Origin of the sequence: Bacillus sp. XF8 (assembly GCF_017498755.1) — a bacterium.
GTDB classification, from domain to species: domain Bacteria; phylum Bacillota; class Bacilli; order Bacillales; family Bacillaceae_G; genus Bacillus_A; species Bacillus_A bingmayongensis.
Map to the genome: position 1 here is coordinate 1 of NZ_JAGDQK010000049.1, position 21,359 is coordinate 21,359.

Annotated in this window: 18 protein-coding genes and 4 pseudogenes; 14 read left to right on the forward strand and 8 right to left on the reverse strand. The window is 34.7% G+C overall.

What is annotated here, in order from left to right; translation table 11 throughout:
- The first annotated feature begins 477 nt into the window (after positions 1-477).
- The 6 genes and pseudogenes from galU to hfq all read left to right on the forward strand — a co-directional run bounded on the left by galU (position 478) and on the right by hfq (position 5,895).
- Positions 478-1,347, forward strand: coding sequence for a UTP--glucose-1-phosphate uridylyltransferase GalU (gene galU / locus J4P91_RS25060; RefSeq protein ID WP_207996241.1), 870 nt, complete (start codon positions 478-480; stop codon positions 1,345-1,347).
- A gap of 163 nt (positions 1,348-1,510) precedes the next feature.
- Positions 1,511-1,963: pseudogene (locus J4P91_RS25065) on the forward strand (transposase); the annotation flags it as partial.
- 862 nt (positions 1,964-2,825) lie between these two features.
- Positions 2,826-4,235, forward strand: a complete 1,410-nt coding sequence (locus J4P91_RS25070) for a glycoside hydrolase family 1 protein (RefSeq protein ID WP_207996242.1) — start codon at positions 2,826-2,828, stop codon at positions 4,233-4,235.
- A 30-nt stretch (positions 4,236-4,265) separates the two neighbouring features.
- Positions 4,266-4,973, forward strand: coding sequence for a GntR family transcriptional regulator (locus tag J4P91_RS25075; protein WP_207996243.1), 708 nt, complete (start codon positions 4,266-4,268; stop codon positions 4,971-4,973).
- Positions 4,974-5,072: 99 nt separating this feature from the next.
- Positions 5,073-5,441, forward strand: a complete 369-nt coding sequence (locus tag J4P91_RS25080) for a DUF4180 domain-containing protein (RefSeq protein WP_207996244.1) — start codon at positions 5,073-5,075, stop codon at positions 5,439-5,441.
- Between the two features lie 265 nt (positions 5,442-5,706).
- A pseudogene (hfq, locus tag J4P91_RS25085) lies at positions 5,707-5,895 on the forward strand (RNA chaperone Hfq).
- Positions 5,896-6,059: 164 nt separating this feature from the next.
- Here hfq and J4P91_RS25090 read toward each other — a convergent pair.
- The 3 genes and pseudogenes from J4P91_RS25090 to J4P91_RS29475 all read right to left on the reverse strand — a co-directional run bounded on the left by J4P91_RS25090 (position 6,060) and on the right by J4P91_RS29475 (position 7,094).
- Positions 6,060-6,408 (reverse strand): annotated as a pseudogene (locus J4P91_RS25090) (hypothetical protein).
- A 62-nt stretch (positions 6,409-6,470) separates the two neighbouring features.
- Positions 6,471-6,914 carry a hypothetical protein gene (locus J4P91_RS25095; RefSeq protein ID WP_207996245.1) on the reverse strand — a complete coding sequence of 148 codons (444 nt, stop codon included), beginning with the start codon at positions 6,912-6,914 and terminating at the stop codon, positions 6,471-6,473.
- A 54-nt stretch (positions 6,915-6,968) separates the two neighbouring features.
- Positions 6,969-7,094: a hypothetical protein gene (locus J4P91_RS29475; protein ID WP_279538707.1), complete on the reverse strand. Its 126-nt coding sequence runs from the start codon at positions 7,092-7,094 to the stop codon at positions 6,969-6,971.
- A gap of 434 nt (positions 7,095-7,528) precedes the next feature.
- On the opposite strand from J4P91_RS29475, the gene J4P91_RS29145 reads away from it, so the two are divergent.
- From J4P91_RS29145 to J4P91_RS25120, 5 genes are all read left to right on the forward strand, one after another.
- Positions 7,529-7,855 (forward strand): oxidoreductase, encoded by a 327-nt coding sequence (locus J4P91_RS29145; RefSeq protein ID WP_243764006.1) that lies wholly within the window; start codon positions 7,529-7,531, stop codon positions 7,853-7,855.
- Positions 7,856-8,379: 524 nt separating this feature from the next.
- A complete protein-coding gene (locus J4P91_RS25105) occupies positions 8,380-9,771 on the forward strand; it encodes an amino acid permease (RefSeq protein WP_207996246.1) in 1,392 nt (463 codons plus the stop codon).
- A gap of 424 nt (positions 9,772-10,195) precedes the next feature.
- Entirely contained in the window at positions 10,196-10,390 is a 195-nt protein-coding gene (locus tag J4P91_RS25110; RefSeq protein WP_017151316.1) for a hypothetical protein, read from the forward strand.
- 371 nt (positions 10,391-10,761) lie between these two features.
- The gene (gene pdxR / locus J4P91_RS25115; RefSeq protein ID WP_207996247.1) at positions 10,762-12,195 is read left to right on the forward strand and encodes a MocR-like pyridoxine biosynthesis transcription factor PdxR; all 1,434 of its coding nucleotides are present in this window, start codon (positions 10,762-10,764) and stop codon (positions 12,193-12,195) included.
- Between the two features lie 53 nt (positions 12,196-12,248).
- Positions 12,249-12,671 (forward strand): YfmQ family protein, encoded by a 423-nt coding sequence (locus J4P91_RS25120; RefSeq protein ID WP_207996248.1) that lies wholly within the window; start codon positions 12,249-12,251, stop codon positions 12,669-12,671.
- A 108-nt stretch (positions 12,672-12,779) separates the two neighbouring features.
- Here J4P91_RS25120 and J4P91_RS25125 read toward each other — a convergent pair whose 3' ends face one another.
- Entirely contained in the window at positions 12,780-13,469 is a 690-nt protein-coding gene (locus J4P91_RS25125) for a Crp/Fnr family transcriptional regulator (protein ID WP_207996249.1), read from the reverse strand.
- An 80-nt stretch (positions 13,470-13,549) separates the two neighbouring features.
- Here J4P91_RS25125 and J4P91_RS25130 point away from each other — a divergent pair, with 80 nt between their 5' ends.
- Entirely contained in the window at positions 13,550-14,308 is a 759-nt protein-coding gene (locus J4P91_RS25130) for an HAD-IIB family hydrolase (protein WP_207996250.1), read from the forward strand.
- Positions 14,309-14,557: 249 nt separating this feature from the next.
- A pseudogene (locus J4P91_RS29150) lies at positions 14,558-14,707 on the forward strand (hypothetical protein); the annotation flags it as partial.
- 457 nt (positions 14,708-15,164) lie between these two features.
- Here the strand turns inward: J4P91_RS29150 and J4P91_RS25140 are convergent.
- The 3 genes from J4P91_RS25140 to J4P91_RS25150 form a co-directional block, all read right to left on the reverse strand.
- Positions 15,165-15,914, reverse strand: a complete 750-nt coding sequence (locus J4P91_RS25140; protein ID WP_017151322.1) for a hypothetical protein — start codon at positions 15,912-15,914, stop codon at positions 15,165-15,167.
- A 140-nt stretch (positions 15,915-16,054) separates the two neighbouring features.
- Positions 16,055-16,399 (reverse strand): hypothetical protein, encoded by a 345-nt coding sequence (locus tag J4P91_RS25145; RefSeq protein WP_017151323.1) that lies wholly within the window; start codon positions 16,397-16,399, stop codon positions 16,055-16,057.
- Positions 16,400-16,419: 20 nt separating this feature from the next.
- The gene (locus tag J4P91_RS25150) at positions 16,420-16,791 is read right to left on the reverse strand and encodes a hypothetical protein (RefSeq protein ID WP_237741364.1); all 372 of its coding nucleotides are present in this window, start codon (positions 16,789-16,791) and stop codon (positions 16,420-16,422) included.
- 313 nt (positions 16,792-17,104) lie between these two features.
- Here J4P91_RS25150 and J4P91_RS25155 point away from each other — a divergent pair, with 313 nt between their 5' ends.
- Positions 17,105-17,626, forward strand: coding sequence for a hypothetical protein (locus J4P91_RS25155; RefSeq protein ID WP_207996251.1), 522 nt, complete (start codon positions 17,105-17,107; stop codon positions 17,624-17,626).
- 60 nt (positions 17,627-17,686) lie between these two features.
- On the opposite strand, the gene J4P91_RS25160 is transcribed toward J4P91_RS25155, so the two are convergent.
- Positions 17,687-21,331 (reverse strand): multicopper oxidase domain-containing protein, encoded by a 3,645-nt coding sequence (locus J4P91_RS25160; RefSeq protein WP_207996252.1) that lies wholly within the window; start codon positions 21,329-21,331, stop codon positions 17,687-17,689.
- Positions 21,332-21,359: the final 28 nt, after the last annotated feature.

Genomic DNA, 21,359 nt, shown 5'->3' on the forward strand with positions numbered 1-21,359 from the left:
GAAAGGATAACGTTTTTTGGTATTTGAGGGTATTAAAATTTCCTAAGTTGATGGGCATGTATGGTGACCCCTTATAGGGGGATCACCTCATGGCTATCAGCCTAACAATAGAAACTACCCCAGAACGAAATTTTTTTACATTTTTCTCGTTTTGGGGCTACTTCAAAATCTTAGCTTGATGGGTATGGGGTGCTACCCCATCACCATCAACTTAAGAATACAAAATTACTCCAAAATGATAAAAATGAACTTCGTTGCTATAAAAAACACAAAATTACCGTTTAGGGGGTATTTTAAAATCTTAGCTTGATGGGATGGGTATGTGGCGGGACTACTGTATATTAAAAGACATATGAAAGTAGAAACACTGGATATGTGGTATACTTTTCTGAGACGTTTTAATTATTGAGGAAAGAATAACACCCATTATTTATAAGTAGACAATATAGTATCGGGGTTAGAAAAGAGGTATTTGTTGTGAAAAAAATAAGAAAAGCGATTATTCCTGCAGCTGGTTTAGGTACACGTTTTTTACCAGTGACAAAGGCAATGCCAAAAGAAATGCTTCCAATTGTTGATAAGCCAACAATCCAGTACATTGTAGAAGAAGCAGTTGCATCTGGTATTGAAGATATTATTATTGTTACGGGTAAAGGAAAGCGTGCTATCGAAGATCATTTTGATAATGCGTTTGAATTAGAACAAAATTTATTAGAGAAGAAAAAGTTTGAATTACTTGAAAAAGTACAAGCTTCTTCAAAAATGGTAGATATTCATTATATCCGTCAAAAAGAACCAAAAGGACTAGGTCATGCTGTTTGGTGTGCACGTAAGTTTATTGGTGATGAACCATTCGCTGTATTACTAGGTGATGATATTGTACAAGCCGAGAAACCATGTTTACGTCAATTAATGGATGAATATGATAAAACACTTTCATCAGTAATTGGTGTACAAACTGTTCCGGAAGAAGAAACACATCGTTACGGAATCATAGATCCATTAGAGCAAGTGGGACGTCTTTATCAAGTGAGTGATTTTATTGAAAAGCCAGCACAAGGTACAGCACCATCAAACTTAGCAATTATAGGTCGTTACATTTTTACGCCGGAAATTTTTAAGTTTTTAGAAGAGCAAAATATTGGTGCTGGTGGTGAAATCCAATTAACAGATGCTATTCAAAGCTTAAATGAAATTCAACGTGTATTTGCTTATAACTTTGAAGGAAAGCGTTACGATGTTGGAGAAAAATTAGGATTTGTTCGAACGACAATTGAAATGGCACTTCAACATGAAGAACTGCGTGAAGATATTTTAGGATTTATGAAGAAAAGTTTACAAAAATAAGAAAATTAAATTCGGTTTTTAACTTCCCAAAAATGTATTAACATGGGTTTTATGTCATTCGGTTGACAGGACTTCATCGCTATCAAGCTAAAAAATTGTATCCATAACACGAAAAAACGCTATTCTTTTTGTAGAAATATACAGAAAGGGTGGCGTTTTTGGTATGAATTTATCGATTTCTGATGAATTACAATTGTTTTCTAAAGAATTACAGCAACATATGTCACCACATGCTCTGGATCAATTAGCTAGAAAAGTAGGATTTGTTCAACGAAGAAGTAAATATCGTGCACAGGATTTTGTTGCTCTGTGTGTTTGGTTAAGCCAAGATATAGCTCATACCTCATTGGCACAATTATGTAGTCGATTAGAAGCTAACACCTGTATTTCTATGAGTCCAGAAGGACTCAATCAACGCTTTAATTCTCAGGCTGCACAGTTTTTACAACAAATACTAGCATATTTACTTCATCAACAATTTTGTTCTACTAACAAAATTACAACTCTGTATTCAAATTATTTTCGTCGTATTCGTGTATTGGATTCTACACATTTTCAGGTTCCGGATAAATTCGCTTCTACATATCAGGGCTCAGGTGGTAGTGGGAACAGTGCAATTGAATTAACAATAGAAGAGTTAGAACGATATTCAAACTATTAAAAGTGGATTGATGTCTGTAAAGGATACATAAACTAAGGAAGGTATACAAATTTCTCCTCTTTCTTGTCCAAATAAATGGATAGGAAAGAGGATATTTTTTAAATAAAAGACAAGTGGATTTGTTCCCGTAAGATTCAAATTTCCAGGAAATAGATGGGAAATTTTGTGTGTTTAAACCATTAACCATAAACACTAGTAAGAAATTTGGAAATAATAGATAGTTCTCATGTAGTTCTAAGTTATAACGCGAAGCTTTTTTATTCAGTGATTTAGAGTACAGACATTGGTTAATTATAGAATACGATTAAAGGGTTATAGATTTTTGTGAACAACCTTTACTAATGAATGCACATATAAATGGCGAATTAATGACTTCTATACAGCTGTGAAGAAATATAGTTCTTTATTTTAATTAATAAATTTGTTATTGATAATCATGAAATATATATAAATTATATACAACTGAAGCAATCTCTTTATAAAAAAAGTATCCATTTTCTTGTCTAAAAAGTATCTACTTTCATGTCTTTCTACAACAAAAGGGGGAAGGGTATGAATCGATACTTTATATTAAATTCTTATTTAACAGATAGCTGTGTTTATTAGGAGTCAAGTTAAAATGCTAGTGTTTTTTCTTGTTTCTTCAGTTGAATCAGGTAAATCTGAGAAATGATAAATAAGGAGCTCCGTTTATTCATAATAGCTATGTAGAAAAAGTTTGTAGATTGAGTTATAATTATACTTATTAAATTTGTACCTATAAATTTAATAAGTGTATACAAATTTAATTTATTGCTATGAAATGGAGGTATGTGTTTTGAAGTTTCCACATGATTTTTTATTTGGGGCTGCTTCAGCTTCTTATCAAGTAGAAGGTGCATGGAATGAAGATGGAAAAGGTGTTACGAATTGGGATATGTTTTCAAAAATTCCTGGTAAAACATACAATGGGACAAATGGTGATGTAGCTGTTGATCATTATCATCGATATAAAGAAGACATTCGATTAATGGCTGAAATGGGACTAGAGTCTTATCGTTTTTCTATTTCTTGGGCGAGAATTTTACCGACTGGAGATGGAGAGATAAACGAAAAAGGGATAGAATTTTATAACAATGTTATCGATGAATGTTTACAATATGGGATTGTACCGTTTGTGACCTTATACCATTGGGACTTACCGTTAACATTAGAACAAGATGGTGGATGGACGAATAAGCGAACAGCAGAAGCTTTTGTAAAGTATGCAGAAATTTGCTTTAAAGCATTTGGGGATCGGGTAAAACATTGGATTACATTTAATGAAACAGTAATGTTTTGTGGCTTAGGATATTTAAAAGGAGCTCATCCACCAGGGATTCAAAATGATATGCCGAAATATTTTCAAGCCACTCACTATGTGTTTTATGCGCATGCTAAAACGGTTGAAATTTACAAGCAATTAAAGCAATATGGAGAGATTGGGATTACACATGTTTTCTTACCTGCGTATAGTGTGGATAATCAGCCAGAAAATATACTAGCAGCAAATCACGCAAATGAATATGAAACATTTTGGTATTATGATCCAGTATTGAAAGGTCAGTATCCATCTTATGTTGTACAACAATTAAAAGAAAAGGGCTGGACACCAAATTGGACGATTGAAGAATTAAAAATCATAAAACGAAATGCTGAGAAAAATGACTTTATTGGTTTGAATTATTATCAACCTATAAGAGTTGAACGATATAGTAAAGATATTAAGAATGAGGAACATTCTAGAGAGAGCTCTACTCTTGCACCAGGTAACCCTTCTTTTGATGGATTTTACCGAACAGTTAAGATGGAAGATAAAACATATACAAAATGGGGATGGGAAATATCATCAGAAGGATTTTTAGATGGCTTGCATATGTTGAAAGACCGATATGGTGATATTAAAATGTACGTGACAGAAAACGGACTTGGTGATGAAGATCCAATCATTGATGGAGAAATTGTAGATGTTCCAAGAATTAAATATATTGAAGAGCATTTAAAAGTTGTAAAGCGTGCGATTCAAGAAGGGATTCATTTAAAAGGGTATTATGCATGGTCAGTGATTGATCTGTTAAGTTGGTTAAATGGTTATAAAAAGCAATATGGCTTTATTTTTGTTGACCATAATGATAACTTAAAACGTAAGAAGAAACTTTCGTTTCATTGGTATAAGCATATTATCGAAACGAGAGGAGAAGAGTTATAAAAAGGAAAAGAGAATTTTAGGAGACGGAATATGACTGTAAAGTACAAAAAAATTGCCGATATTTTAGAGAAAGATATTCGCGATGGAATGTTCGATGAGACGAAAAAATTACCAACAGAAGAAGCATTAATGAATAGATTTCAAGTGAGCCGAAATACGATACGTAAAGTTGTTAGTCAGCTTGTCAATAGAGGGTATATTTTTCAAGTACAAGGAAGTGGGATGTTTTTACGAGAAACATCTGTAACAGATTACATTAATTTAGGAAGTCTACGTGGTTTAACAAAAAATCTTGCTTCGCAAAATATTGAAACGAAAGTATTAGAATTAAAGGTAATAGAGGCCAACGAGACAATAGCAGAACGGATGCAATGTCAGTTAGGAACGAAGCTATATTTTTTAAAACGATTACGAATTGTAGACGATAAATCGTTTTCTATTGAAATAAGCTTCTTTAAAAAAGATATTGTTCCATATTTAAATGAAGAAATTGCATTGAAATCCATATACAGCTATTTAATTGAAGATTTACAGCTCAATATCGGATTTGCTGATAAAGTAATTAGTTGCGAAAAAGCAGATAAAGAAAGTGCACAATTATTAGAAATACACGAACATGATCCAGTACTTCTAATCGAAAATACAGTACATCTTGTAAATGGAACGATCTTTGAGCTATCTCAATCTATGTTCCACTATCAAAAGACTAAGCTTTTAAATCGAATTAATTTTAAATAAAGTGAAGTTTCTCTCGAGCTAGAGAAGTGCAAATTCATCAAGTTAAAAATATTTGTACACAAAACCTGGTCTTTCCATATAGTTTTTAGGAGGGTAATTATGAATATAGAGAAGGTAGAAGTAGGTGGGGAAAATATTGCCGTCGTGAGAAGCGATGAGATATTAATACGAGATGTTCAGTCAGCTTTGGATTTTATGGCAACCGTACAATATGAAGCAGCTTGCAATCGTATCGTTATAAGAAAATCTCTACTAAGTGAAAGTTTTTTTGATTTGAAAACACGACTTGCAGGCCAAATCCTTCAGAAGTTCATCAATTATCGAGTGAAGGTTGCAATTATTGGAGATTTTTCTGCGTATTCAAGTCAAAGCTTAAAAGACTTCATCTATGAATGTAACAGCGGATACGATATCTTTTTCTTACCAACTGAACAACAAGCGATTGAAAAGTTAAGCACGTTGAAGTAGAAGATGGAAAGATCACTGTAGGTCCCGAAGGTATAAGTGAAAGAATTAGAACAATATCTTGTAAAATAGTTGGCTCCTTTCATAGGGGCTTTTTTTAGTTAAACATAAATAATTTCACATACTGTATTTACTAATAAAAATAATACTTATTCACTAAGGGGTTCTTATCCTTTTTAGTTAGTGCTGAAGCGTAACTTGCGAAATATGTCACTGTACCGGTATTTATATGAAAATGTGATACGATTATGAAAAGGGAGTGGTTCATATGAAGGATTTACAAGAACAAATATATGAATAACTAAAAGAGAAAAAAGAGCAAATCACTGTATTTTTAAAGAGTGGCGTTCGGATACCTGGGCAGATTCTCGCAATGGACCAATTCACTGTTCTTATGATGGTTCATGGTAAGCAGCAACTCGTATACAAACAAGCCATTTCAACAATTACTACATAATACATATTAGAATTATGTAAGGTTTTCTAGATATTATACGTATATTCAACAAATTAATTCTCTTTATTTTATTGCTATAATTGGCATTAACAAAGAAGAAACAGATACCGAACTTGATACGTTTTTCATATAATTTGGATATAACAATATATTTAATAAAAAAACTACTTTTCTTTTTTCCATGATATTAAAAATTCCTCACTGTGTCCTTCCGTTTTAATTTTCACCTTATATGTACCATCTTTTGATACTTTGATATTTTTTCATATTTTCCATTATTAAATTCTAGTATTGTATTATCATTTGAATCCACAACATAAGCAGTTATAGTTCCTTGTTTCGTAATACCTACTCTTCATCTTTTTTGACTTTCATATCTTGAGTTGCAGAACCAGAGAATTTTTTATACTTCCCAGATATACTATCTGAAGAACCATGTACTTTCCCACCGACAATTGTTCCCTCTCTAGTAAAATAACCACTAAGCACTACTAAACATAAAAGAAACAAAATTGTATTTTAAATTATTTTCAACATAACTCCTCCTCCTATCCTAAATATTTATGTACTTATTTTTAATACTCGAAGCGTTTAGAGGTAGTTTTTACTGTTTCTATGCTTTTCTTTAATGCTTCCGTTGCTTTATCATCTGGTAAACCTAGGGAGTGAGTTAGATATAACATATCTGACTTTGATAGGACGTTATAAAGTGCGTCTTCGTAGTCTCTCGGAAGTCTCTCTTTTTTCACTTCTAAAAACGCGTTTTTTAGTTGTGTAACCTGTAACTCCATGTCGGAAATAGTGGGAACTCCGTTTTTAGATTCCTTTAAAATTTCATTCGCTTTATTCATAAAATCCTTTATCGTTTGTTTATCCCAGGATTTTGAAGCCGTTCCGCCTTCTGTTTTTTTTAATTCTTCGATTTCTTTAGTTAATTCCTTAACTCGTTCATCTTCCTTCGAAGAACATCCTGTAAATAATAATGCCGTTGTTGCTAGTGTAAATAAAACTTTTTTCATAATGTTATTTCCTCTCTTTGTTAATAGTCTTAATCTGATCTTTATATTCTCCTCTTAAAGGTTTTCTTTTTTATCTTTAGGTAATAAATCAATAACATTTGGAGCTTCAAAACTATTGTAATCTCCAATATTCACTTCTATATCTACTTGCTTTTCTATAACTTCTTCCTGATAATTCAACTAAAGTTTTATCACTAATAGAATTACTCATATTTTTCTCCCAAATATATTATTTTAGTATAAATCTTTTTGAAAGGGAAAATATGGTTTTTTTCTAAAAAAGAATATTATAATTCTAATAATTTTAGCTATTATAGTTTTAATCATAGGTTATACGATATCGATTATCCAAAATGACAACCAGACAAAAGAAAAAGCTGCTAAAGTTGCAATACAACATATAAAAACGAAAAAAATAAGGAAGTCTTGATATTATTGTAACTTAGGTTAATATTAGACCAACAATTAGCAGAGGCTTTTATTGATGTTATTAGCTGTAAAAAAATGACGAAAAAGAAAATCTCCTGTTACAAAAAATAAAACTTAAAATTATTTAGAGAGTTAGCCGAGATACGTGTGAAAATGAGCTATATAATGGAATTTATCCCTATTAAATGACCCGTATAGATTTATTCTATATAATAGAATATAAAGCATGGCAACCAGCTTTTTCTAAAGGAGAAAATGATGAAAGCCCAACGCTTGCTGCACTAGCAAAAAAATATAGTCAGTTGCCTGTAATTGTAAATGGCAGTTTCCATGATTCAGAAAAAGCGAGAGAAATCGTTGGAAAAGGCGAAGCGGATGTGATTACTTTAGGTAGAGGAGCACTAGCTAACCATGATTGGGTCAACAAAGTGAAAAATGGAGAGCCATTAGCAGAGTTTAATCCAGAAAAAGTATTGAGTCCGAATGCAAAAATTAAGGAATTTGAAATATAAGTCTTATATAAAGTGAGATTGTATAATTAAAAAGAATGCCGATGAATAGTCTATATAAGAGGCTTTCTAGGTGTTCTTTTTTGATATTATCCAATGTTATTAATAGAAGTTTGAAGCCGATGCTTAACATTAGCTTCAATTACAAATGAGCATTCGTCGCGATTTTCTGCGGATGTGAATTTTTTGAGGGAATCTTCACGTAAATTCAATTATATTGAAATTATGGTTTGTATTTCTAATATAGATGTTATTTTCTATTTAATTTACATATATTAATTTCCAGGAAAAGTAATTGTATTTTTCAGATAAATAAATTATTATGAAATAAGTAATTTTTTAATTTTATGACGAAGGAGAGATGGGTGAATTTTCGTACTATTATGAATGATCAGAGGGAAGTGGGGAATGATTTTAGGGCATCTTTTAAGAGAGAGACAAAAGTGACGCTTGCTTTATGATTTTTTACCTAATAGGAATTGTAGTATCCTATTTCGCTTATGAATCGTGGATGAGGAGGAAATGGAGTGGCAAATAAAGAACTAAAAAGGGGATTGGAAGCGCGTCATATTCAGATGATTGCTTTAGGCGGTACAATTGGTGTTGGTTTATTTATGGGTTCTGCCAGCACGATTCAATGGACAGGCCCGTCAGTAATGCTTGCTTATGCAATCGCAGGTATTTTTATATTTTTCATTATGCGTGCGATGGGAGAAATGTTGTATGTAGAGCCAGGAACAGGTTCATTTGCGACATTTGGCCATAAGTATATACATCCATTAGCAGGGTATATGACGGCATGGAGTAACTGGTTCCAGTGGGTAATCGTCGGAATGTCAGAAATTATAGCGGTTGGGGCATATATGCAGTATTGGTTCCCGGATCTGCCTGCTTGGGTGCCAGGTATTATCACAATGGTGATTCTTGGTGCGGCGAACTTAATTTCTGTTAAATCATTTGGTGAATTTGAATTTTGGTTTGCAATGATTAAGATCGTTACCATTGTGTTAATGATTATTGCGGGATTTGGGCTTATTTTCTTCGGATTTGGTAACGGAGGGAATGCAATCGGTTTATCTAACCTTTGGGAAAATGGCGGCTTCTTTACGGGCGGCTGGTCAGGATTCTTCTTTGCTCTATCACTAGTTGTTGGAGCTTACCAAGGTGTTGAATTAATTGGGATTACAGCTGGTGAAGCAAAAGATCCGAAGAAAACGTTAACGAAAGCAATTCAAAGTACGATTTGGCGTATTTTAATCTTCTATATTGGTGCAATTTTTGTTATTGTAACTGTTTACCCTTGGGATCAACTAAATTCGATTGGAAGCCCGTTTGTAGCAACTTTTGCGAAAGTTGGGATTACAGCAGCAGCTGGCCTGATTAACTTTGTCGTAATTACAGCTGCAATGTCTGGCTGTAACAGTGGTATTTACAGTGCGGGACGTATGCTTTATACATTAGGAATAAATGGACAAGCACCAAAATACTTCGCAAAAATTTCCCGTAACGGTGTGCCTTTATTTGGTACGATTGGTGTGTTAGTTGGTTTAGCGATTGGCGTTATTTTAAGTTATATTGCACCGAAAAACTTATTCGTGTATGTATACAGCGCAAGTGTACTTCCTGGTATGGTTCCGTGGTTTGTCATTCTGATTAGTCAAATTCGATTCAGAAAAGCAAAAGGAGCTGAAATGGAAAATCATCCGTTCAAAATGCCTTTTGCGCCTGTTACAAATTATTTAACGATTGTCTTTTTAATTATGGTATTAATTGGTATGTGGTTCAATGAAGATACACGAATCTCACTTATTGTAGGAATTATTTTCCTAGCGATCGTTGTCATTAGTTTTTATGTTTTTGGAATAGGGAAGCGTGTTCCAGTTGATGTTAAAAAAGAGAATGAAGTGGCTAACCGTTAATTCGCTTTGATTGGTTAACATTTTTCTAATTAATAATTTTAAAAATTTTTGATGTAGGTATAAAGAAGCCCAAATGTATCAGAGAGCTAATATAAAGCAAACAACCGATGAGAAAGACTCAGTAGGTTGTTTGCTTTTTTGTTGGTATTGTTCTTTTTAATAACTTCAAAAGGAAGTTTACATTTCTTTTTTACTTTTTAGTGGTAGTAATTTCTTAGAATCCCTATTTTATACTCGTAAAGTGGATGAGCAAAAAGTTGTAAAAGTGGATGGTCCTTTTTAAATAAATATCCCTTATTATAAAAGAGAAAGATAGTATTCTTTAAGTATCTCGGTTATGTTCTCATCCGGAAAAATATAAACTTTTAAGTTGAAAGATTAGATTTTCTGTTCGAATAGACGGTTTTTAGAGAGGGGGAAGCCAATGAAATTTGCAATTTCGTTAGTCGTTATTATTGTAATTGTATCACTCTTGGGAACGGTACTAGTGGCAAGAAACGTGGAGGAAAAATACGGTCAGTCTACGAAGCAAAATGTGACGAACTTGTCTGCTATTTATATCGTCCTTCTTTTAAGCCTTCTCGTAGGAGTTACGTGGTATGCGGTTGTCGTTTTGTAGTTTTTCTATTTTCGATAAGTAGATAGTCTAAATTATAATAGTTGGAATGGTTATTTCTTAGCACTATTCTTTGTTATAAGGATGGAAAGATTATATTATCTTTTAACGAAAAGAAGTTCCATTCCTCAAGTATGTGGGTGTAGTAGAAGAAGGGGGTTATATGTCTGTTTAGTTACTACTATTCGCATTGTAGAATGAGTGAATATCTTCATAACTAGGAATGAATAGAGCAAACTATATGAAACCCAAACAGGAAATACTTTCAAACTAACTTACTTACAGAAGTATTTAGTATATAACAAACAGAGGTTAACGCTTGAACTTTATTTCAATTAGTAAAAAACCTGCTGATAAGGGGAAGAGGGAATGAGATGGAATGGAGACCCAATCGTGCAGACAAGACGCCGATCTACAAACAAATTGCTGACTATATAGAACGGGGGATTTCTTCAGGAGAGTTTTCTTCAGATAGTATGTTACCTTCGGAACGTACTTTGGCGAAAGAGTTGCAAGTGAACCGCAGTACGATAGTAGCAGCATATGAGGAACTAAAATCACTTGGGGTAGTAGAGCGAAAAAAAGGAAGTGGAACGCGTGTAAACACAGATATATGGGGGATATCGTGTAAACGTATTCCAAATTGGGGTAGGTATGTAGAAGATGGTTCATTTCTCCCGAATTTGCCATTGGTTCAACAAATTCGAGCGGAAACGCAAAAGGATGATTTGATTAATTTGGCTAGTGGTGAATTGTCACCAGACTTGTTTCCAACTGATCAGTTTCGTACAATTCTCTCAGAACAAACATTTATAGGAAATTTAGGCTATGATCATCCACAAGGAAATGAAATGTTAAGGAAAACAATTTCTTCACATGTTGATAAATATAAAAACATAGATGTTAATCCGCGTTCTATTTTAATTACATCAGGAGCTCAACAAGCGCTTAACCTTATCGTTCAATGCTTGCTTAAGCCGGGAGATGCGATTGCGATTGAAGATCCATCTTATTGTTTTTCGCTTCCAATGTTTAAATCTGCTGGGCTAAAAATATTTCATTTACCAGTGGATCAACATGGCATGAATCCAGATGATTTGATAGATTTACACAGAAAGCACCGAATTCGAATGGTATTTCTAAATCCAGATTATCAAAATCCAACTGGAACGATCCTTTCATTGTCTCGTCGTAAAAAGATTTTGGGATTGTCATCTGAATTTGGTATACCAATTGTGGAAGATGATCCTTATAGCTTAACTTCTTTCAATGGAGAAGTAAATCAAACTTTAAAATCCATGGATACGAATGGAAATGTTCTATATATTAGTTCATTATCGAAAATCGTAGCATCTGGATTGCGAATTGGGTGGATTATTGGCCCCCCTCGGGTCATTGAACGTTTAGCAGATGCAAAGCAGCAAGTAGATTTTGGACATAGTGTCTTTCCTCAATGGGTGGCAAATCAATTTTTAGAATCAGAAAATTTTCATGCACATATCTCTATGCTTCGTAAACAACTCAAACAGAGAAGGAATCAATTAATTACAAGTCTTGGTGAACTCTTAGGTGATCGAGTTGATTTTCTTGTTCCAGAGGGTGGAATTCATTTATGGTGTAAAGTGCAGGAGTCAGTTCATGAATATGATTTATTAGGAAGAGCTATACAAAATGGTGTAGCTTTTCTTCCAGGAAGTGTTTTGGGATCAAAAAAAAATTATGTACGCTTTACTTTTGGAAGAGAGAATACAAACCATATTGAAGTAGGGATTACAAGATTTGCGGAGACTCTAAACAGCATCCGATGAAAATATGAGTCATGTAATAACAGGAATTTAGCATGTAACGGAGGTGATAAAATATGACGACCTGGTTTATAGTTATGTTATTTCTTTTCGGTGGCCTAAAAATATTAGTGTCGAGCCTTCCAACCTCTGTTGTGGAATCTTTTATCAGTAGATTTGAATTGCATCCACAACTTAATGGTGAGGCTGTCACCGTAACAATTGACGGCAACCGATTAGAAGGTGCAGATAAACTTCAAATTATTGATTACTTTAACGAAGCAATATTTTTAGAGAAATATTATTTTCCGCCACAGCACGATGGAATTCCATTGGTGATTGAGACAAAGAGAGGCAAATATGATGTTAGGTTTTCGATTTACAGTTTCGATGATCACGTTGATGTAATTAAACAATATAAGAAGAAAGTAATTGCGTATAGCCTACGTTCAAAAACACTTCAAAACCGTTCTATGTTAGTAGTGGGAGATGTAGTTTAACGGATTGTCAAAGGGACAGTCTAAAATCCATTACAAAGACGAATCATAAAGAGAAGGAGCAATTGGAATGAGTTGCTCCTTTTTGAAATGCAACTTAGTATAACGATATTATTCGTATCTTAAACCATTAGAAAGTCGTTCAATAGTTTCCCAGTCATTAACGATAATTTGTTTGTGTTCTTTGCGAATTGTATCCGTTTCACTTAATTTTTCAATGACACGATTTAAGTGCCGAGTGGTAGTGCCGATGAGCGAGGCGATTTCATGATGATCTGTAGTGCGAATTTCTCTTCCGAATAGGTTGGAAGTATTCTTTATTGTACATAAATAGCTAGCAAAACGTGTTTCTACTGAAGCTAGTAAATTGATACGTGAAGCAGTGGTACATGTTTGGAGTTTGTAGGTCACATGGTGTAAAAGCTCTTGTAAAAAAGCAACGTCATGTAAAAGTGTATTTTGAACATAATGTTTATGAATAACAATAAAATCTGTTTCTTCCTCGGTACTTACATGGGATTGGATATCTACATTTTGAATGAGTTCAATATCACCTATGATGGAAACGGCAGAACAAAATCGAAGTAGCAATGCTTTTCCTGTAATAACGCTCGTAGTTATTTTCGTACGCCCGGACATTTGAATATATAAGCCGTCAATCGATTCTCCCTCGCGTAGTACGACTTCTCTTGCATTGTACCTTTGAATTTGAAATGGATGATGGAGATTAGTAAACAGTTTTTGTACATGCTCGTTCTTTAAATAAGTTGCTAGTAATAACTCGTCTTCAATTTTTTTCATAATTATTCCCCTTTTTCGGACATCTGTCCTGTTCATTATATAAGAACTCTTTTACATTAAAAAGAAAGGAGAAAGGGGCGATGTATATGAATTTTATTTTTGATATTGATGGTACAATTTGTTTCAAAGGAAAACCACTAACAGAAAGTATAGTGCAAGCATTAGATGTTTGTCATGCTAGAGGGCATGAAGTTGTATTTGCATCTGCTAGGCCAATTAGAGATTTACTACCTGTGCTACCAAGTCATATGCATCACTATTCAATGATTGGTGGAAACGGAGCATTTGTTGCAAAAGAAGGAAAAATTATTGAAGTCATGTCATTTCATGCTCAGATAATGAATGAGCTTCGTTCTTTAATTGATACATATCAACTTAATTATTTAATTGATAGTCATTGGGATTATTCCTATACAGGTAGCGAAAACCATCCGATTTATTGCAATATAGATCCTCATCAATTAGCTATGAATGTATCAATTGACTGTATTAAAGAAATGGTGAAGGTTGTGCTATTTCCTGATGGTGATAAAGAAAGAGTAGTACAAACACTTAATGACCTTCCCATTCAAATGTATGAACATCAAGAAGAGGGGATTATTGATATAAGTCCATTAGGTGTTCATAAATGGAAGGGATTGCAAAGACTAGGAATAGAAGAAGGGACGTTCATTGCGTTTGGGAACGATGCAAATGATGTATCAATGTTTTTACATGCAAAAGAGGGAATTTGTATTGGTGAGCATAGGATGCTACGATCTGTTGCAACGATGAACTTACATAGCGACGAACAATGTATTATGAACAAAATTATTGAGTTATCGGAGATATATGCATAATTTTGAACTGTAAATATACAAGAAGGTGTGTACATGCTGAGGGATACAAAAGGTTAGGAGTGAAGGGATTAAATATTAGATTTTTTAAGTAATTAGCACCTCGAGAAAGGGAAAAGAGGTGCTAATTACTATTTTTTATTTCGCATTAACGGGCGGCAAGCCCCACACCTCAAGATTCAGAGAGAAACAAGGAAGGTAGGTGGGGGAACAACTGCCCGTAAAAGCCCGATTGGTGAGGGTTGATAATCAATGGGGGATGAAGAAAACCCACTGATTAAAGTTTCACTTTATGAAGAAGGATTAGGCTTAAAACGGATAGGTGAGTTTCATAATCACGAAGGATATGATGGAGTTATGTTTGGATTACCTGATGCAGAATATCATTTAGAGTTTACAAGGGCATATAAACGGCAGTCCATGTTCAGCTCCAACACAACTGTACGAATTCGAATTCAAGAAAAGTTAAACTACCTGTCCCTTAAAGAATATAGGGAACAAGTAGTTTAGGTGTTTTGATGTGTGTCCTATTTTCAAGGTTTACTTCAAAATACTATGCTTTTTGTTGTATAGGTTTGTAATTCGTTGATTGAAAAGAAAGGTTACAATAAAATGAATGGACTTAAAGAAAAATAGGAAGTAATCTTTTGAGCAGAAAATCCAGATGAAATACGCAGATTACTAATCTGATTATGTTTTGAAACGAAGTGAACTTGTTAGGATTTCCTATCGAACTGTTTTCTGAAACGTGCGCTTTTTAAAAGAATAAATCATCTATATCGGGATGAGTATATCTAATTTTTGATAATCAATATGCATGTTATTTAGGTAGTTTATTGTGTATTATTGATGAGTGTTTTTAACGGGGACAGACGGAAATAAAACATACGTCATCTAAATCAACTTCTACGATTTTATTAGCAACTTTTATTTGTATTTTAGCTGGGGGTCTTAAATCATCATCAATATCTTCTTCCTGAACATCAATTAATATCCCTTGTATAGGTTCTTCCTCATGTTGCAGTCGAATTGTAATTTTCTTTCCAATAAAGCCTTGTAAGTAAAGTGATAAAGAAATACCAAAGAAAGTATTAATTAAAAGGGGATTTGCTGCTACTGTTTTTCCAAAATGTAATATTAAATTTTGCCGAATTGGTGGAGTAAAGTTAAATGGTAAAGGTTGAGGTATAGGATTTTGATTACAATCTCGTTTCAATAAACAAAGTTGTAGATATGGAATCAGTACTTTTCCTTTTTTTTCGTTTGTTAACTCAATGAAATCTTTCCCTGCATTTGTTAAAGTTCCTATTAGTTTTTCCTGTGTAGTGTCACATGCAATAGTTGCTTGTACTTTTAAACCACGAAGTGTTAAAAGAAAAAGCTGTAAAGCTCTTGTGTTTTCTGGATCTCTTGGATTTGAAATAACATGGAGTAAGTTATTTGCTTCTTCAATGCACTCTTGTAATTGATTTAATTCTTCTTGTGGAAGTGAACTGTTAGGAGAAGGGAAGGCTGGTGGGGCATCCGGAAAGCAAGTAGATAATGGAGGACAGGGAGTGGTATTAAAATAAGTTGGAATCCAAATTGGGTTTGGGTTGTCCTTTTTCATTATTTGAAGGCTCCTTTCGTTTCATAAAATATGACTAGTATAATAAATGCGGTTTTCATACTTTCTGTGCCATCATTCATCCCGTTGTATACGAAAAAAAGGCTATCACCTACTCTTTACAAGTGGGATAGCCTGCTAAGTTAAACTCCTGGGATTTGCTGAATGTTTGGAATTTCAAATTTTCCATCTTCAATAAAGAACACTTCAATCTCGTCAATGTGTATACGAGCCGTCATATTATCAAATTCATTAATATGAGTTGCTTCAATTTTAATAAAGGCGTAATCTCCGTTTACTTCAACAATGGTACCGATAATCATAAAAGGAAATTGTGCAATAAGAATGAAAACCCGAGAACCGATGCGGTTATCAAATTCTTGTGTAACATTAGCACGGCGTAATTCATTAATTAAAGGATTGTTAACTGAACTTCTACACATCGGAGGAAGCGGCTTTTTCTCTTTAAGTTGATCTTGATTTTCCATTTTTTACACCACCTTTATTATCATGGAATTGGAAAGCGAGTATTAGGGTCAAAGGGTAAGAAGAAGGCGATCATTTCAATTGCAAAATTGAGAGGTGTAGGAAATTGGAAAAATGGTGCATTATTCATTTTAATGATGACAGGATAAAGTGTAATGAAACCATCTGTTACTCTTACAATTTTTCCAGTGAAAATAGGACGGAATGTTTGCCCTAAAATATTTAACTGATCAGAACGTGTAGTTAATAAGATGTTTTTTCCTAATAAATCGACAAATACTTGGTTTTCAGGTAGAGTGGCTGTATTTTCTAAAGGGATTTTTTTGCTTGGTGAACAACCTTCTGTTTCAGGTGGTCGTTTTTTATGTTGTTGCTTGGAAGTGTTTTTTGACATACGTATAGCGTGAAATCTCATGGTATGTACCAAGAGAAAATACGCATATACCCCCTTTCATTATGGATTTTTACTACCAATCTATTATTATGCAGGAGTTTATACTTTTATTTTGGGGAAAGAAAAAATTTCCTTTTTTTATTTTTGATATGTGTCCTTTTCATTCTCTTTTTCATAAGCTAAGAAGAGAATGAGTCAAAGGAGAGGTTGTCTTTTGTGGTCGGATAAACCAAATAGTAGGGGATCACGCCCTTTATTAAATATTCCTGGATCAGTAAAAAAGAAAGAAAGTTTAGAAGATAAAACCCGGAAAATGAAACAACGTAAAATAGAAGCAGAACAAAGAATAGAAAAGAAAGAAGAAGTGGAGCAAAAAATAGAAGTAGAACAAAGAGTAGAAGAGAAACAAGAAGTAGAGAAAAAAATAGAAATAGAACAAAGAATAGAAAAGAAACAAGAAGTGAAGCAAAAAATCGAAGCAGAACAAAAAACAGAAGTTCCTATAGTTCAAGACGAACAAGTGAGCAAGTTGATAGGTAATAGAGATCCTTTATGTAAAGAGTTGGTCCCATTGAATGTTAATGGTTTAAAGGATAGATTAAATTTCCGTCTTTTAAAAAATATTGGCAATAGAATAGAAGTAACAATACGTTGTGATGAGAATGATGAAAAGGTTATTGTTGGAAAGATTCAAGAAGTGGGAACAGATTTTATCGGCGTATTACAAGAACCAAAAGTGATAGTGACAATACTATGGGAAAATATAAGAGAAATTCGTTTTAAAGATGGAGATGTAATTGTGATTGATCAACCTGATGCAGAAGAAGTGATTTAGAGTGTATTTGATACAGAGAATATGAAGGCTATCCTTAAAAAAGCAGGGATAGCCTATTTTTTATGGATTTCGTAAAGGAGGGAGTTTGCTATTATTCTTTTTTAGTACCCGAAGTATGCCCCACATACCAAGTTCAATATCCCAGCGAATGTTACCCGAGCGGTACATATAATCCCCAGGTCTCCCGTTTAGGCCACCAGCTCCATGTGCAATGACGAAATTTGATCTGGAACCGACGCTATTTTCTCCTTGGACAGCGGTAAAGGTTGAGTATAAATTATTCTCATTTCGGAGCCATGAATGACCGTGTATTGTAAAAACATGTGCTCGTGGTTTGTCAGCAGGAAAAGTATAACGAAAGATAATTGGATCATTTACATGTGCTAAAAAGATCGGTGTAGCAGGATCTCCGTGAATTTTTGTACTAAATACTTTTGAAACATCTCGATTTTTCTTTAAGCGATGAATGATGCGCTCTGAGCGGTAGTTAAAGCCGCGAGATCCTTGATCTTCTGGATCTTCTAATTCTTCTTCTGGTTCTATAAAAATTGGTTCAGGATCAATAATAAGGTTACCATTTTTATCTACGAGGCGAACACCATCATGCATCAATAAAGCGAACTCACGAAATTCTGGGAAAAGTGGATGTGAAATAACTGCTTGATTACCAGCTCGAATTGGTGTGCGTTTCATAGGGTCGAGATGAAGAGCTCCTGCTTGTTCTGTAATTAGCATGCCAAAAGCTCCATGGTGCCGATGGCTACGTAAATCAGCCATACCCCAAAGATTACAAGTACCGATGTTACGATCAATAAACCAACGATACGTAATACTTTCCCCAGGTGCAACGGTTTGATCAGGATTAAATCCAACTGTTGCCCCATCTGAACCTAGAACGTCATATGCGACCATTTGTGCATGAAGAGATATTCGTCTGGATGGTGTGAAGATAACATCTTCATCAGGCACTTCTGGATAACCATGAAGTTCTCCTTCATTATGAAATAGCTCTGTTAATTGGTTGTGAAGTGTAACTTCTACACATTCACCGGTATTTGCACGTAATATAAGTGGTTCGGGGTTTATTTTTCCGCTTTGTATGTTTTCAACATCTTCTTTTAAAGCGAAAATAATACCAAATGGATCATTATCACCAGCTTTGTTATATTTAATTTTTGTTTGAAATGCAACAACTTCAAATTTTCGAACCGGTGCATTCGGTGAACAAGGCTTACCAGGATCTGTTGCTGGTGGTGGATTCTCTCCAGTAGGTTTTGGCAAAGGCTTAGTTCTTTTTGGTGGCTGTGGTCGATCAGGAAGAGGGAATAAATGAGAAACCCGTTCTTTAAATGTGCGTAATATTCCCCAAGCGCCGAGCCAAATATCATCAATTCCACCGAAATGATATAGCATATCAAAATCGCCATCGCCTTCAATAGCAAATTCAGCTGTAAAAGCTTCTGAAATGCCAATGATTTGCTGCTGAGTAAATTCTGATTCTAAATCAGGACGATTTCTGTGCCAACGTTGTCTGTGTAAGTTAAAGCTATGAGATTCTTCATGAGCACCTTGGATTATACGAAGACGTACTGGATCCCCGTTATAAGTTTGTAATAATGGAGTGACAGGGTCTCCGTGAAGAAAAGAGCTAAAAACAAAAGCTGGATCAGTATCAGGATTTACTAACCGATCTGAGAACGGCTCATTCCGGTAATTAATTGCCATGACACCAGGATCGGCATCAGAACCTGAAAAACCTGGTGGATTAAGCGGTTTACCTCGACGATCAAATAGAAGCGAAAAATCATGAACAAATAAGGAAAATTCACGGAAATCAGGAATGAGTGGATTTGTAATGATTGCTTGTGTACCTGATGGTATTATTTCTCCTGTACGAGGATCGAGAAATTGAGACCCTTTTGGTTCAATACAGACTCCACCAAATAACCCGTGTTGCTGATGCGAATTTGCAAATAGATGGTCATGAAAGAAAACAGCTTTTAATTCTGCATCTGCAAACCATTGGAATTGGATTGTTTCGCCCCGTAAAGCGCTGCTATCATAATTCCAACCAACGTTAGCAGCATCAGAAACGAGGGGGTCAAATTTTACGAAATGTACGTGAGTACCTGCTTCGTATGTTCGTTCTACAAGTTGAAACGCATTTCCACCTAATGTTTCTGGAAATTTATTTGTAAAGTTAATACGAATACACTCACCGGCATTCGCACGAATGACAAGGGGTTCTGGTTTTTTACGGCCGGATAACACAGCTTCTTCATCTTCTTCTAATACATATATACGGCCTTCGGGATCATTCCATCCTTCTTTGTTATAGATAATGGGAACTTGAATGCCGACAATATTAAAAACTCGTTCTACTTTCGTACCTTCTGGACAAGGATTCACAAATACTGCACCAGGACGAGCGTTTGGATCAAATTGATTAATTTCAAGCTTAGTTGACTCGCGGCCTCCTACAATTCCAAGTGGTGGTCGAGGCGCTTTACAACCAAACACACCAGGAATAAAGTTTGGGAACCCTGGTTTTTCTTTTGTCGGTGCAGGTGGTATTGGCCGATCAGGAAGCGGCTGTAATGCTGCGATTGGTACACCGTTTGGATAAAATTGGCTACCGTCTTGTAATGTATTAAAAATACGGTTTAGTCCCCACATTCCCTCGCCAAAATGAGGATAAAGATGACAATGAATAATAACATCACCAAATGCCCCTTGTAAACTTCCCGCGCCGTATAAAGGTGAAACAGTAAATGTACTCTGCGGACCGAATGACAATGAGTCAATTAACATAGAATTGACATTATTACGTTCAAATAGCCATTGATGAACATGGTAATGAAAGACATGGGTTTCTTTTACTCCGCCATGAATAACTCGAATTTTAAGAGGGTCTCCTACGTAAGCTCGTAAAATAGGGGTGGCTGGATCGCCGAATACCCAGGAATCATGATGAACTTCTTCGCCCTCACAGTCAGGACATACAATACCCTCTTGAATAAGGCGAACGCGATTTCGCATCGGTTCAGACCGGTAATTAATAGAGTGTGTTTCGCCATTTTGTAATGTATGAGGATCAATTGATTTGGCTCCAGTTAAATCTTTTACTTCCATTTCATCGTGGAAAAAACATGCGAATTCCCGAAAGGAAGGCAAAAGTGGATTATGAATATCTGCATAAACTCCGCTGTTAATAGGTAAGCCTGTTATCGGATCTGTCCATGTAGATCCTTTTGGTTGTGCAATTAATGCTCCAAATAAACCATGTACGTTACTTCCTTCTTCGCTGGAAAGAGGATTACCTAAATCAGAAAAAAGATGGATTTCTTCTCGAATGATTTCCCAAGTATAAATTCGTTTTTGTCCAGGCGGAACAGTAGTATCTTTGTTATTTCCTACAAATGCGCCATCAGAAGTCTGTACATCATACTCCGCTAACTGAATATGCATGGAAGTACTAAAAGGTAATTGGTTTTCAAAGGTTATTTTCACGGTGTCTCCAACATTTGCACGAATAACGAGTGGTTGCACCAGATCTACCGTTGAAAAGGGATTTTCGTCTACGAGCTTTTTTATTTTACTGACATTTTCTTTTAAAACATATATCTTGCCTTCAGGATCGTGATCGCCAAAGTTATTAATAACAATACGAATCGGAATGGCCACTACATGATACTCCCTCAGCATTATATCAAGCCCCCTCCAATTTAAAAAG